13 protein-coding genes are annotated in these 13,532 nt (G+C 69.4%); 5 read left to right on the top strand and 8 right to left on the bottom strand.

Annotated elements, in window-relative coordinates:
- Positions 1-71: 71 nt before the first annotated feature.
- The 3 genes from CSC68_RS12170 to CSC68_RS12160 form a co-directional block, all read right to left on the bottom strand.
- Positions 72-518, bottom strand: coding sequence for an MliC family protein (locus CSC68_RS12170; protein ID WP_162203826.1), 447 nt, complete (start codon positions 516-518; stop codon positions 72-74).
- Complete coding sequence (locus CSC68_RS12165; RefSeq protein ID WP_162203825.1) at positions 515-1,081, bottom strand: type 1 glutamine amidotransferase domain-containing protein; 567 nt, start codon at positions 1,079-1,081, stop codon at positions 515-517. Before CSC68_RS12165 ends, CSC68_RS12170 begins: the two co-directional genes overlap by 4 nt.
- 105 nt (positions 1,082-1,186) lie before the next feature.
- Positions 1,187-2,971, bottom strand: a complete 1,785-nt coding sequence (locus CSC68_RS12160; protein WP_162203824.1) for a M14 family metallopeptidase — start codon at positions 2,969-2,971, stop codon at positions 1,187-1,189.
- Positions 2,972-3,094: 123 nt separating this feature from the next.
- On the opposite strand from CSC68_RS12160, the gene CSC68_RS12155 reads away from it, so the two are divergent.
- Both CSC68_RS12155 and CSC68_RS12150 read left to right on the top strand, forming a co-directional pair.
- Positions 3,095-4,654: a POT-type proton-dependent oligopeptide transporter gene (locus tag CSC68_RS12155; RefSeq protein ID WP_162203823.1), complete on the top strand. Its 1,560-nt coding sequence runs from the start codon at positions 3,095-3,097 to the stop codon at positions 4,652-4,654.
- 9 nt (positions 4,655-4,663) lie between these two features.
- Positions 4,664-5,281: a rhomboid family intramembrane serine protease gene (locus CSC68_RS12150; RefSeq protein ID WP_162203822.1), complete on the top strand. Its 618-nt coding sequence runs from the start codon at positions 4,664-4,666 to the stop codon at positions 5,279-5,281.
- A gap of 46 nt (positions 5,282-5,327) precedes the next feature.
- Here CSC68_RS12150 and CSC68_RS12145 read toward each other — a convergent pair whose 3' ends face one another.
- Both CSC68_RS12145 and CSC68_RS12140 read right to left on the bottom strand, forming a co-directional pair.
- Positions 5,328-5,963 carry a hypothetical protein gene (locus CSC68_RS12145; protein WP_162203821.1) on the bottom strand — a complete coding sequence of 212 codons (636 nt, stop codon included), beginning with the start codon at positions 5,961-5,963 and terminating at the stop codon, positions 5,328-5,330.
- Positions 5,964-6,257: 294 nt separating this feature from the next.
- Positions 6,258-6,464, bottom strand: coding sequence for a hypothetical protein (locus CSC68_RS12140; protein WP_162203820.1), 207 nt, complete (start codon positions 6,462-6,464; stop codon positions 6,258-6,260).
- Between the two features lie 127 nt (positions 6,465-6,591).
- Between CSC68_RS12140 and CSC68_RS12135 the strand changes: the two genes are divergently transcribed.
- The 3 genes from CSC68_RS12135 to cfa are packed head-to-tail and all read left to right on the top strand — an operon-like array spanning position 6,592 to position 8,887.
- A complete protein-coding gene (locus CSC68_RS12135) occupies positions 6,592-6,885 on the top strand; it encodes a GNAT family N-acetyltransferase (protein WP_162203819.1) in 294 nt (97 codons plus the stop codon).
- 48 nt (positions 6,886-6,933) lie between these two features.
- Entirely contained in the window at positions 6,934-7,755 is an 822-nt protein-coding gene (locus CSC68_RS12130) for a DUF3298 and DUF4163 domain-containing protein (protein WP_162203818.1), read from the top strand.
- Between the two features lie 10 nt (positions 7,756-7,765).
- Complete coding sequence (gene cfa / locus CSC68_RS12125; protein WP_162203817.1) at positions 7,766-8,887, top strand: cyclopropane fatty acyl phospholipid synthase; 1,122 nt, start codon at positions 7,766-7,768, stop codon at positions 8,885-8,887.
- Positions 8,888-9,041: 154 nt separating this feature from the next.
- On the opposite strand, the gene CSC68_RS12120 is transcribed toward cfa, so the two are convergent.
- The 3 genes from CSC68_RS12120 to CSC68_RS12110 form a co-directional block, all read right to left on the bottom strand.
- Positions 9,042-11,225, bottom strand: a complete 2,184-nt coding sequence (locus tag CSC68_RS12120) for a M3 family metallopeptidase (protein WP_162203816.1) — start codon at positions 11,223-11,225, stop codon at positions 9,042-9,044.
- Between the two features lie 218 nt (positions 11,226-11,443).
- The gene (locus CSC68_RS12115; RefSeq protein ID WP_162203815.1) at positions 11,444-12,226 is read right to left on the bottom strand and encodes a ferredoxin--NADP reductase; all 783 of its coding nucleotides are present in this window, start codon (positions 12,224-12,226) and stop codon (positions 11,444-11,446) included.
- Between the two features lie 115 nt (positions 12,227-12,341).
- Positions 12,342-13,520 (bottom strand): PQQ-dependent sugar dehydrogenase, encoded by a 1,179-nt coding sequence (locus tag CSC68_RS12110; RefSeq protein WP_162203814.1) that lies wholly within the window; start codon positions 13,518-13,520, stop codon positions 12,342-12,344.
- Positions 13,521-13,532 lie beyond the last annotated feature (12 nt).

The raw sequence follows: 13,532 nt of genomic DNA, 5'->3' as shown, positions 1-13,532 counted from the left end.
TCGGTCCGATCCGGATGGCAGACGGCCCGCCGAGTGGCGGGCCGTCGCGTTTCCCCGAGGTATTGCCGCGGTCACTCGGTGACGGCGGCGTCGGCTGACCGCTCCTGGCACGCCAGCGCTTCCTGCCCGGACAGGGTCAGGGTGGCCTCGTTGCCCTTGTTCCAGAACTCGTTGCCATTTGCGTCTGCGTAGCGCGCGCCGGAGGCGGAGCGTGCCTGCGGCAACACCAGTTCGCCGCGATCATGGGTCAGGGTCACGGTACCGGCGCCATTGTCGAAGCGCGCGGCCACCGGCCGGTCGCCGCAACGCCATGCGCTGTCGATGACGCCCTCGTCGGTACCGGCGGGCGGGCCCGGGGGCGGGGCGCCGTCGTCCGGATCGAGGGACGCCCCGGCGCTGGCGTCATTGGCGGGCGTGGACGGGGGCTGACTGGCCTCCGTGGCTGCGGGCTCGCGCTGGCAGGCAGCCAGCGCAAGCACGATCAGCAGCGGCGTGAGGACGCGCAAGCGCTGGCTCATGCGGAGCGCTCCTGGCCCTTGTGGCGGCCCTCGGCGATTTCCTCGACGAGCTTGGAGCAGAACGCCGGCAGGTCGTCAGGCGTGCGGCTGGTGACCAGCCCCTGGTCAACCACCACTTCGCGGTCCACCCAGCGGGCGCCCGCATTCTCCAGATCGCGCTGGATGTTCTGCACCGAGGTCAGTTCGCGCTTGCCCACCACGTCGGCATTCACCAGCACCCACGGGCCATGGCAGATCGCGCCCACGGGCTTGCCGGCCTCGAAGAATGCGCGGGTGAACCGGATGGCGTTGTCGTCGGCGCGCAAGGCGTCCGGGTTGAACAGGCCGCCCGGGATCACCAGGGCGTCATAGTCGGAAGCGTCGGCATCGGCCAGGGCCTGGTCGACATCGACCTTCTGGCCCTTGTCGAAGTGGCGCATGCCCTGGATCGAACCCTCCTCGGGCGAGACGACGTCGACCTCGGCACCGCTGTCGCGCAGGGCGCGCAGCGGCTCGAGCAGTTCGGATTCCTCGAAGCCGTTGCTGGCCAGGATGGCGACGCGCTTGCCGGAAAGCTTGCTCATGGGGGCTCCTTGCGGGGAATGGGGAGCGCCCACGATAGGTGGCGCTCCGCCCCGCAGGCGCGAAGGCGGCGTGGTCGAAACATTAAACGCCGGGTGTCGTTCAGCTCAGCGCGGCGCCTGTTCCAGGCGCAATACCGGATAGAGGCCATGGCGCTGGTCCCACGCCGGATGCCGGCGGTAGAAGAACTCCAGCCGTGCCGCCGGGTCGGCCGCGAACGCCTCGTCTTCGGCCAACCGCCGCTCGAACACATCGCGCACCGCCGGATCGCGCAGCATCTCGCGCGCGACCTGTTCGGTGACGTAGTCCTCCATGTACTCCTTGCGCTCGAATGCGTTGTTGAAAACGCCCCAGGCCACCAGCGAGTCCGGCGCCCGCGGTTCGAGCAGGGCCAGCACCACGCGTGACAGCGGCTGCGCGGCCGGAACGTAAAGCGCACCGGCAGCTACATCGTGGCGCTCGCGCTGCCAGTCGCCCTGCAGTTCCAGGCCTTGGCGGCCCTCGAACGATTGGCCTGCAAAATCGATCGTGGTGGCACGGAAGGCCTCGACCTCCACGCCTTCGAGCGGCTGCCCCAGGCGGCGGTACTGCACGCCGTGGGCATCGAGCACGCGCTGCACCTGCGGCGCCCATGCCGGCGGCACCAGGTAGCCGGCGGCCGGCACCGTGGCTTCCGCGCTGGGCACCAGCTGGTAGCGCAGCGGCAGCCTCCAGACCTGCGGGGTGGTCTCGTCGTAGCGGGTCATCAGCGCGCCGGAGACATCCGACGGCGTGCGGGTATAGGCGTACCCGCGGAAATCGATGGTGCGGGTCGCGTCGGTGGTGTCCCAGGCCAGCGCCTCGACCTTGCCAGCCAGGCGCACGGCGCGCGCATCGGCGGCATCGGCCTCCGCGCGCCAGCGCGCGCCGTGCCGGGCCATCTGTTCCAGCACCGAGACCACGGTGTTGCGGGTAGTGCGCACGCGCTCGGGGTAGGTGCGCCAGGAATGGGTCTCGACCAGCATGCCCAGGCGGTTGCGCAGCACAAAATAGCCGTGGGAGAAGCGCGGCGGCGGCACGTCGTCGGCGAAGCCGGTGGATGGGTCGTCCTCGACCAGGAACGAGGGATAGAAGTCCAGCGGCAGCGAGCCGGCCTTCGCCAGGTCGGCGATCACCGCGTCGCGCCACTGGCGGCCCGCCTTGCGCAGGGCCGCGTCGCCGGAATGCACCGGCTCGACCTGGATGGAGACGTCGTGCTCGAACTGGGCGCCGTCGGTGGCGTGCAGGTCGACCATCGCCAGCGGATCCCATTCGCGGACCAGGGCCAGCATGGCCTGCATCTCCGGCGAATCGGCCTTCAGGTAGTCGCGGTTGAGGTTGTAGCCCTGGGCGGTGGTGCGCCAGCCGGTTTCCTCCGGGCCGCGCTGGTTGGGACGGTTCCACGCGCCGAAGCGCTCGTGGCCATCGACGTTGAACACCGGCACGAACAGCCACACCACCTTGTCCAGCACGCCAGGCGCCGCCTTGCCTTCCAGCACCTCGCGCAGGGCCAGGAAGCCCGCGTCCTTGCCGTCCACCTCGCCGGCGTGGATGCCACCCTGGACCAGCACCACCGGCAGCTTGCGGCGGCGGGCCTCGGCGGGATCGAACGCACCGGTCGCGGTGACCACCAGCAGCTGCATCGGCCGGCCCTCGGGCGTGGTGCCGAACTGCACGGTGCTTACCCGGTCGGGCCAGCGCTGCTGGAACGCGGCGGCCAGGACCGGGACCTCGTCGTAGCGGCCGGTGCGCTGGAAGCCGGAGCGCTCGGCCACCGTGGCCAGTGGTCCGGGCGCCGCTGCGGTGGGGGAAGCGGGCAGGGCGGACGGAACAGCGAGCAGGCAGGCCAGCAGCAGGCGGGAACAGTGCGTCATCGATCGGGCCAGGACGGAAAACGGACATGATGCCAGCGGCGCCCCGTCGCGGCAGCGGCCCCTCGGGTACCGGCGGCGGGCCGGGATCAGGTACCCTCCGTTTCTTTTGCGACGGTACCCGGGATGAGCACGACCACCGCCGGCCAGGGGCGCATGCCCCGACAGATCCCCTTCATCATCGGCAACGAGGCCTGCGAGCGTTTCAGCTTCTACGGGATGCGCAACATCCTGGTGCAGTTCCTGATCACCTCGACCCTGCTGCAGCACATCATGGCGGGGCAGGAGCGCGCGCTGGCCGCCAAGGACCTGATGCACAGCTTCATGATCGGGGTGTACTTCTTCCCGCTGCTGGGCGGCTGGCTGTCCGACCGCTTCTTCGGCAAGTACAACACGATCCTCTGGTTCTCCCTGGTGTATTGCGCCGGCCATGCCTGCCTGGCGCTGTTCGAGGACAACCGCGCCGGCTTCTTTACCGGCCTCGGCCTGATCGCACTGGGTGCCGGCGGCATCAAGCCGCTGGTGGCCTCGTTCATGGGCGACCAGTTCGACAGGTCGAACAAGCACCTGGCGCGGGTCGTGTTCGATGCCTTCTACTGGATCATCAACTTCGGCTCGCTGTTCGCCTCGCTGCTGATGCCGCTGTTCCTGAAGAACTTCGGGCCCTCCGTCGCATTCGGCATCCCCGGGCTGCTGATGTTCGTGGCGACCCTGGTCTTCTGGCTGGGCCGCAAGCGCTACGTGCTGGTGCCGCCGCAGCGGGTGGTGGATCCGCATGCCTTCTCGCGGGTCATCCGAACCGCGCTGCTGGCGCAGGCGCCGGGGCAGGGCAGGGCCGGCCTGTGGCTGGCCTGGATCGGCGTGGCGCTGGCGGCGGCCTCGTTCGGCCTGGTGCCCTCGATGGGCTTCGTGATCGCGTTCTGCGTGGCGCTGGTGGTGCTGCTGGCAGGCGTCGGCGGAGGCGCCTGGATGCAGCTGGAGCGTGCCCGTGGCGTGCATCCGGACGAGGCCGTGGACGGCGCGCGTTCGGTCCTGCGCGTGCTGGTGATCTTCGCCCTGACCACCCCTTTCTTCTCGCTGTTCGACCAGAAGGCCTCGACCTGGGTGATCCAGGGCAACGAGATGACCAAGCCGGAGTGGTTCGTGTCCTCGCAGATGCAGGCGCTGAACCCGGCCCTGGTGATGATCCTGATCCCGTTCAACAACCTGGTCCTGTACCCGGCACTGCGCCGCTTCGGCTGGGAGCCCACCGCGCTGCGCCGGATGACGGCGGGCATCGCCTTCAGCGGCCTGGCCTGGATCGTGATTGGTGGCATCCAGGTGGTGATGGATGGCGGCGAGCCGATGTCCATCGTCTGGCAGGTGCTGCCGTACGCGCTGCTGACCTTCGGCGAGGTGCTGGTCTCGGCCACCGGCCTGGAGTTCGCCTACAGCCAGGCACCGGCGGCGATGAAAGGCGTGGTCATGAGCTTCTGGAACCTGACCACCACCATCGGCAACCTGTGGGTGCTGCTGGCCAACGCCGCCATCCGCAACGACACGGTCACCGGCAACATCGCCACGACCGGCCTCAGCACCACGGCCTTCCAGATGTTCTTCTTCGCCGTCTTCGCCCTGGTCGCCGCCCTGGCATTCGGCATGTATGCGCGCAGTTACCGCATGGTCGACAACTACCGCGCCGCCTGAGGATCCCCAATGCTGCAACCCGTGACCCTGGCCCTTATCGCCGTGACCGTCCTGGTGTCCTGGCGGGCCTTCAACGACCGCCGCCTCGTCGACCGGCTGATCCTGTGGCCGCTGGCGATCGCCCGCCAGCGCGAGTATTGGCGGCTGCTGACCCACGGCTTCCTGCACGCGGACGTCCCGCACCTGCTGTTCAACATGGTCACGCTGTTCTTCTTCGGTGGCCTGATCGAGCAAGAAATGGCGGACATCACCGGCAGTCGGGTGACCTTCTTGCTGTTCTACCTGTCGGCGATCGTTGTGGCGATCCTGCCCAGCTACCTGAAGAACCAGGGCAATCCGCGCTACTTCAGCCTCGGCGCATCCGGCGCCGTGTCGGCGGTGCTGTTCGCCTTCATCATGGTCTCGCCGTGGTCGCGCATCTTCGTGTTCTTCATTCCCGCGCCGGCGATCCTCTACGCGGTGTTCTACGTCGGTTACAGCATCTGGATGGACCGTCGCGGCGGCGACAACGTCAACCACAGCGCGCACCTGGCCGGCGCGGCGTACGGCGTGCTGTTCATGGTGGCGATGGCGCCGCGCGTGCTGCAGGTGTTCTGGCAGCAGCTGCTCAATCCGCGTTTCATGTGAGGCGGGATCACCTGTCCTGAATGCCGGTCGTGCCAGCCTGCCTCCGTCACCCAGCGACGGAGGCCTCCATGGCGACACGAGCAGCCCGCAAGTCCACCGCAGCGGCCGGCACCAGGGATTCGCGCCGCGGCGCCACGAAGAAGTCCGCCAGCCGTTCCGCGTCGGCGGCCAGCGAGGAGCCGGGGCGCAAGCGCAAGCCGGCGGCTACGAAGAAGACGACCGCCAGCAAGTCAGTAACGAAGAAGACTGCCCCCGCGAAAGCCGCCGCCAGGGGCGCGGCAAAGAAGGCCGCCGCGCCGGCGAAGAAGGCCGCCTCTGCTGCACGCAAGTCGCCCGCACGGAATACGGCCGCGAAGAAGGTCGCGAAGAGGCCCGCGGCCAGGAAGGCGGTGGCGAAGAAGCCCGCCGCAAAGAAGACTGGCGCAAGGAAGGCCACTGCAAGGAAGGCGGCCGCGAAAAAGGCCACTGCGAAGAAGGCCACTGCGAAGAAGGCCACTGCTGCGAAGAAGACCGTCACCAGGACGGCTTCCAGCAAGGCTGCCAGCAAGAAGGTCGCCACCAGCAGGACGGGGGCCAGGAAGGCCGGCTCCGGCAAGGCAGGTGCTGCCCGGACATCGGCCGGCCAGGGGAGGGCCGTCGCAACGGGCGGCAACCGCTCCGCCTCCAGCGGATCTGCCCGCAAGGGCAATGGAGCCAGGGCCAGGCGGCCCCGCAAACCCACGCCCGAAGAGGCGCTGCAGCGGACGCGGGAACTGCTGGATGCGCACAACGAACAGGCCCGCCAGGTCCCGGCGTGGCGTCTCCTCGAGGGCCAGGCCGGCGCAGCCCCGGTGCCGGTGCCCTCCGGCTCCCCCGAGGTGGTGGCCAAGCAGAATGAACTGCACCTCGGCGAAACCCGCGCCAAGGCGATACAGGGCAGCGCCAGCATCCAGGATCGCCGGAACCAGCGCCGGCGCGACCAGCGCTGACGTGGCGGCTAGGCCTCCGTCGCCGCGTCCGGGGCGGCGGAGGGGTCGGCGTAGCTGGCCTCGAGCCGGCTGTAGACATCAGTGGCCAGCTGCTGGCATTCGGAGGTTTCCACCCGCCCCTCGACGGCCATCTGGTAGAGACCTTCGAGGAGGGATGCCTCGTCCTGGTTCCAGTCTTCCGGCGAATCCTTTGGTCGCTGCTGCGGTATACCCATGAGGTACCTGTGAGGAACCCTTCACATGGCTGAATGAAAGCCCAGTATCGATGCATATGCAAGTAGCCATCACGCGGGCTTGCATGGCGGACGGGAAAATGAACGGGTCCCACCGTCGACTGCAGCGATGTCCCCCGAAGCTTCCAGCTCCCAGATCCGCCACGAACCCGATGCGCTGCGCTTCCTGGTCGAGCAGGACGGCGAGGTGGCGGAGCTGGTCTACGCGCTGGAGCGCGGGCGGATGGTGATCGAACACACCCGGGTGCCCGAGGCGATCGGAGGCCGCGGCATAGCCGGCCAGCTCGTCCGCGCGGCCTTCGAGCATGCGCGCGATACCGGTCTGCGCGTCGTGCCGGCCTGTTCCTACGCCGCCGCCTGGGTGGCCCGCCATCCCGAGTTCGCCACCACGCTCGCGGATTGAGGCATCGACAGCGGGCGCCAGCGGCGCCCAACAGGGAATAACGACGACATGAGCTGTATGCGGACCCGGACCGTCCTGCCCTTCGTGCTCCTCGCGCTCGCGGCCTGCCGCGACGGAAGCGCGCCCGCCTCGCCGGACGTGGACGCAGGCGAGGTCCCGGCGACCAGCGCCGAGCCGGAGCCCGCGCCGGTGACGCTCGATGACGTGATCGAACGCGACCCGCGTTACGTCATCGGCATCAGCTACCCGCCCGGCGTTTCCGCCTATCCGGGGCTGGCCGAAGCGCTGTACGCGTATGCGCAGTCCGCACGCGCGGAGCTGATGGGCGCGGTCGAGGCGCTGGAAGGGCCGCCGACGGCCCCGTACGACCTTTCGCTGGGCTTCCGGCTGCTGATGCAGACCCCCAGGGTGGTGGCGGTAGCCGCCGATGGCAGCGTCTATACCGGAGGCGCGCACGGGCAGCCGCTGGTCGCGCGCTTCGTGTGGCTGCCGGAGCGGGGAGAGATGCTGACGGCGGAACGGCTGATCACCGTGCCGGGCGGCTGGGAGGCGGTGGCACGCGAGGTGAGCGAACAGTTGGCCGCGGCGGCCCAGGTCCGGGCCATCGACGGCTCGCTGACGCCGCAGGAGCGCAAGAGCCTGCTGGATTCGGCGTTGCGCATGATCGACGAGGGCACGGAGGCGGACCCGGGCAACTTCGCCCAGTTCGAGCCGGTGCCAGCAGCAGACGGGCGGATTGCCGGGCTGCGCTTCGTGTTCCCGCCCTACCAGGTCGGACCCTACGCCGACGGGGTACAGTATGCGGAGGTGCCGGCCGCGAAGCTGTTGCCGTACGTGGCCGGGGAGTACCGGACGCTGTTCGCGCAGTAGGAGGACGCTGATGGGGCAGGGATTCCTCGCCAGGCGTCGGGTCGAAGCGCTGCTCGCCGAAGCCGACGTGAGGATCGGTGGCGATCGCGAATGGGACCTGCAGCCTCGCGATGAGCGGTTGTGGACGCGCCTGCTGGCGCAGGGCTCGCTGGGACTGGGCGAGTCGTACATGGACGGCTGGTGGGACACCGGCTCGCTGGATGGCCTGCTGCTGCGGCTGATCGAGGCGCGCCTGGGCGAGCGGGTGCATGGCCTGGCCGAACTGCGCGACGTGCTGGTCGCGCGCCTGACCAATCCGCAGACCCGCAGCCGCAGCGGCGAAGTAGGGCGCCGCCACTACGACCTGGGCAACGACCTGTACGCGGCGATGCTGGGCAGGCGCCTGGTCTACAGCTGCGGCTACTGGCGCGATGCCGCCGACCTCGACGCCGCCCAGGAAGCCAAGCTCGACCTGGTATGCCGCAAGCTGCAGCTGGAGCCGGGCATGCGCGTGCTGGACATCGGTTGCGGCTGGGGCGAGGCGCTGAAGTATGCCGCCGAGCGCTACGGCGTGTCCGGGGTGGGCGTGACCATCTCGGCCGAGCAGGCCACCTATGCGCGCCAGCTGTGCGCGGGCCTGCCGGTCGACATCCGCCTGCAGGACTATCGCGACCTGGACGAGCGCTTCGACGCGGTGTTCTCCATCGGCATGTTCGAGCACGTGGGCGTGCGCAACTACCGCGAGTACTTCCAGGTGGTGCGCCGCTGCCTGCCGCCGCACGGCCTGTTCCTGCTGCACACCATCGGCAGCAACGTCTCGGTTCGGCGCACCGATCCGTGGATCGCGCGCTACATCTTCCCCAACTCGATGCTGCCGTCGGCCGCGCAGATTGCCCGCGCCAGCGAGGGCCTGTTCGTCCTCGAGGACTGGCACAACTTCGGCCCCGACTACGACCGGACCCTGCAGGCCTGGCGGAGCAACATCGAGGCCGCGTGGGACCGGCTGGACGCGCGCTACGACGAGCGCTTCCGGCGCATGTGGCGGTTCTACCTGGCCGGGTCGATGGCCAGCTTCCGCAGCCGCCGCGCCCAGCTGTGGCAGGTCCTGATGTCGCCGGAGGGCGTGCCGGGGGGCGTGGGGGTACCGCGCTGAGCGGTGGCGAAAAATTCGCCACTCCTCTTGACACCCCCGCCACTGCTGGCGCGCCGGCGATTATCCACAGCTTCGTTCAAGGTTCATCCACACCGCCTGTGGAAAACCCGGGGGCAAAGAAAGACGCCACCCGGAGGTGGCGTCTTCGTGGACCTCAGCGGCCGGCCTTGTCCAGGCCGCGCTTCTTGAGCAGCGGTTCGATCCGCGGCTCGTGCCCGGCGAAGTCGCGGAACAGGTCCAGCGCCTCGCGGGTGCCGCCGCGCGACAGCAGGGTGGCGCGGAAGTGGTCGCCGTTCTCGCGCTTCAGGCCGCCGTGCTGGCGCATCCACTCCTGTGTGTTGGCGTCCAGCACCTCCGACCAGATGTAGGCGTAGTAGCCGGCCGAGTAGCCGCCCATGATGTGGCTGAAGTACGGGGTGCGGTAGCGCGGCGGCACCGGCGCGTAGGCGATGCCGTCGGCGGCCAGCGCGTCGGCCTCGAACTTCATCACGCCATCGGCTTCCGGCAGCTTGTCGGCGCCGACCTGGTGCCAGCGCTGGTCGAGCATGGCCGCCCCCAGGTACTCGGTGGTGGCAAAGCCCTGGTTGAAGGTCGCGGTGGCCTGGACCTTGTCCAGCAGCGCCTGCGGCATCGGCTCGCCGGTCTCGTGGTGCCTGGCATAGTTGGCCAGCACTTCCGGCCAGTCGGCCCACATCTCGTTGACCTGCGACGGGAACTCGACGAAGTCGCGCGGGACCGAGGTGCCGCTGAAGTACGGATAGGTCACGTCCGAGAACATGCCGTGCAGGGCGTGGCCGAACTCGTGGAAGGTGGTGGTGACCTCGTCCCAGGTCAGCAGGGTCGGGCCGCTGGCCGGCTTGGTGATGTTGAGGTGGTTGGCCACCACCGGCTTGGTGCCGCGCAGCTTGGACTGCGACACGTACGAGTTCATCCAGGCGCCGCCGCGCTTGGAGGCGCGCGCGTACGGGTCGAAGATGAAGATCGCCAGCTGGCTGCCGTCGGCGTCGAGGACGTCGTACACCCAGGTGTCCGGGTGGTACTTCGGCAGGTCGGTGCGCTCCTTGAAGCTGATGCCGTAGAGCTTGTTGGCGGCGAAGAACACGCCGTTCTCCAGCACGCTCTTCATCTCGAAGTACGGCTTGATCTGCGACTCGTCGAAGTCGTAGGTGGCCTTGCGCACCTTCTCGGTGTAGTAGGCCCAGTCCCAGGCCTCGAGCTTGAAGCTCGGCTCGCCCTTGGCGGCCTGCTCGCGGTCGATCATCTTCTGCAGCTCGGCCGCCTCGCGCTTGGCGTTGGCCACGGCGGCCGGGGCCAGCTTGCCCAGCATCTCGTTGACCGCCTCCGGGGTGCGGGCGGTGGACTGCTCCAGCGAGAAGGCGGCGTGGTTCGGGTAGCCGAGCAGGGCGGCGCGCTCGGCGCGCAGCTTCATCACGCGCGACACGATGGCGGTGTTGTCGAACTCGTTGCCGCGGGCGCCGCGGTTGACCGAGGCTTCGTGGATGCGGCGGCGGGCCTCGCGGTTCTGCAGGTAGCTCAGTGGCGGCTGGCCGGTCGTGTTGAGCAGGGTCACCACGTACTTGCCTTCCAGGCCGCGCTTCTTCGCTTCCGCGGCGGCGGCTGCGATCTGGGCCTCGGTGGAGCCGGCGAGCTCCTCGGCGCTGTCGAACACCACGGCCGAGGCGTTGACCTCGTTGAGCACGTTCTGGTCGAACTGGGTGCCGAGCTTGGCCAGTTCGGCGTTCATCTCCTTCAGGCGCGCCTTGTCCGTGTCGGACAGGTTGGCGCCGGAACGCACGAAATCGGTGTAGTAGCGCTCGACCAGACGCACGCCCTCGGCGTCCAGGCCCAGGCTGTCGCGCTTCTCGTAGAGCGCCTTGATCCGGGCGAACAGGGCACCGTCGAGCATGATCGCGTCGCGGTGGGCGGCGAACTTCGGCGAGTACTCGGCCTGGATCGCCTTGCGCGCGTCGTTGGTGTCGGTGCCGACCAGGTTGAAGAACACGGCGCGGGCGCGGTTGAGCACCTGGCCGCTGTTCTCCAGGGCGATGATGGTGTTCTCGAAGCTCGGCTCCTCGCTGTTGGAGGCGATCGCTTCGATTTCCTTCAGCTGCTCGGCCATGCCGGCGTCGAACGCGGGGCCGAAGTGCTCGTCCTTGATCCGGTCGAAGTGCGGGTACTGCAGCGGCAGTTCGCTCTGGACCACGAACGGGTTGCCCTGGAGCGCGGCGGCCGCGGCGGCCTCGGCATTGCCGGGGGCGGGGCCGTCGGTGCTGGTGCAGGCGGTCATGCCGAGTCCGAGGGCGGCGGCGAGCGCGAGGGAAAGGCCGGTCTTCTTCATGTAGAGCAGTTCCTGAGGAAACAAAACTCCCCAAGGGTACCCCAGTGCACCAGGGTGGGGGCCGTGACCAAAGGCACGTGACGGCGGCCCTCCGGTCCGTGCAGGCCCGGGATGCCGGGCGGGCCCGCCCGGCGTCGCGATGGTGGCGACAATGCGGGCGCCGCGCCGGATGGGCGCGGGCAGCATGACGGCCGGGCCCCGCGCGCGGGGCCTGCGGGTTACTTTTCGACGAAGGCGCGTTCGAAGACGTACTGGCCCGGGCTGCCGATGCGCGGCGAGGCGGTGAAGCCGCGGCTGTCGAGCAGGGGGCGGAAGTCGGCCAGCATTTGCGGGCTGCCGCAGATCATGGCGCGGTCGTGCTCCGGATCCAGCGGATCCAGGCCGAGGGTGCGCATCATCTCGCCGCTGGCCATCAGGTCGGTCAGGCGGCCGCGGTTCGGGAACTCCTCGCGCGAGACGGCCGGGTAGTACACCAGCTTGTCGCGGATGATCTCGCCCAGGATCTCGTGGTTGGGCAGTTCCTTCTCGAAGTAGTCGCGGTAGGCCAGGTCCTGCACGTGGCGGACGCCATGGCACAGCACCACGCGCTCGAAGCGCTCGTAGGTCTCCGGGTCCTTGATCACCGAAAGCCACGGCGCCAGGCCGGTACCAGTGCCCAGCAGGTACAGGTTGCGGCCGGGGTGCAGGTCGCTGATCAGCAGGGTGCCGGTGGGCTTGCGCCCGATGAGGATGCTGTCGCCGGGTTTGATGTGCTGCAGGCGCGAGGTCAGCGGGCCGTCCTGGACCTTGATCGAGAAGAATTCCAGCTGCTCTTCCCAGTTGGCGCTGGCGATCGAGTAGGCGCGCAGGATCGGCTTGCCGCTCTCGGTGGGCAGGCCGATCATCACGAACTGCCCGTTCTCGAAGCGGAATCCATCGTCGCGGGTGGTGGTGAAGCTGAAGTAGGCGTCGGTCCAGTGGCGGACGTCGAGCACCGTTTCGGTGCCGTAAGCGGAAGACATCGGGGAGGGATTGCCGGTTCTGGTTCGCCGCCCATTGTAGCCGACGGCCCCGGCCCGACCCTTGCGCCTGATCAAACGGGCGGCGGGGCGGCGGGACCCCGCCGCCCCGCGCGGATCAGCCCTGCGGCGGCTCCAGCTTCAGCAGCTTGCCGTTGGCCTCGTCGGTGACCAGGTACAGGTTGCCGTCGGCGGCGGCACGCACGTCGCGGATGCGCTCGCCGAGGGCGTCCAGCAGGCGTTCCTCGCCGACCACGCGGTCGCCGTCCAGCTGCAGCCGGATCAGGTTGCGGTGGGCCAGCGCGCCCAGGAACAGGCTGTCGTTCCAGGGCTTGCCGTCGTGCCCGGCGTAGAAGGCCATGCCCGACAGGCCCGGGGAGATCTCGAACACGTGGTGCGGCTGTTCCGTGCCCTCGTATTCCCTGCCACGCGCCTCTGCGATGGGCTGGCCGGAATAGTCGATGCCGTGGGTGGCCAGGGGCCAGCCGTAGTTGAGGCCGGGGCCGGGGAGGTTGATCTCGTCGCCGCCGCGCGGGCCGTGCTCGCTTTCCCAGAGCTTGCCGGTGCGCGGATCGATGGCCAGGCCCTGGGCGTTGCGGTGGCCGTAGCTCCAGATCTCCGGGCGCGCGCCGTCGCGGCCGATGAAGGGATTGTCCGCCGGGACGCTGCCGTCCAGGCGCAGGCGCACCAGCTTGCCCTGGAGCTTGTCCAGCGCCTGCGCCATGGGCTTGAACGAACGGTCGCCCTGGCTGATGAAGACGTGGCCCTCGTCGTCGAAGGCCAGGCGCGAGCCATAGTGGTACTCGGCGTCGACCTTGGGCTCCTGGCGATAGATCACCGTCAGTCCGGAGAGGGCATCGCCGTCGAGGGTGGCGTAGGCCGCCGCCGTGCCGGAGGTGCCGTCCTCGCCGGGTTCGGCGTAGGTCAGGTAGATGCGCCGGCTGCTGGCGAAATCGGGCGCCAGGGCCACGTCCAGCAGGCCGCCCTGGCCGCGCGCGGCGACCTCGGGCACGCCCTTGATCGGCGCGGAGATGCTGCCGTCGGCACCGATCCGGCGCAGGTTGCCGCCGCGCTCGGTGACCAGGAAGCCGCCATCCGGCAGCGGCGCCACCGCCCAGGGGTGCACCAGGCCGCTGGCGACCACGCTCAGGCGCGCCTGGCCCTGCTGGCTTTCCACCACCTGCGGGGCGCTGGCTTCGGGTGCGGCGGCGGCCGGGGCGGGGGCGCGGTCGCAGGCGGACAGGCCGGCGGCCAGGGCGACGGCGAGGAGGGAGGGCAGGTGCCGGGTGTGGTGCATGCGCGACGCTCC

The organism is Pseudoxanthomonas suwonensis (assembly GCF_010093235.1).
Taxonomy (GTDB): Bacteria; Pseudomonadota; Gammaproteobacteria; order Xanthomonadales; family Xanthomonadaceae; genus Pseudoxanthomonas; species Pseudoxanthomonas suwonensis.
This window is presented reverse-complemented; position numbering and strand designations above follow the sequence as displayed.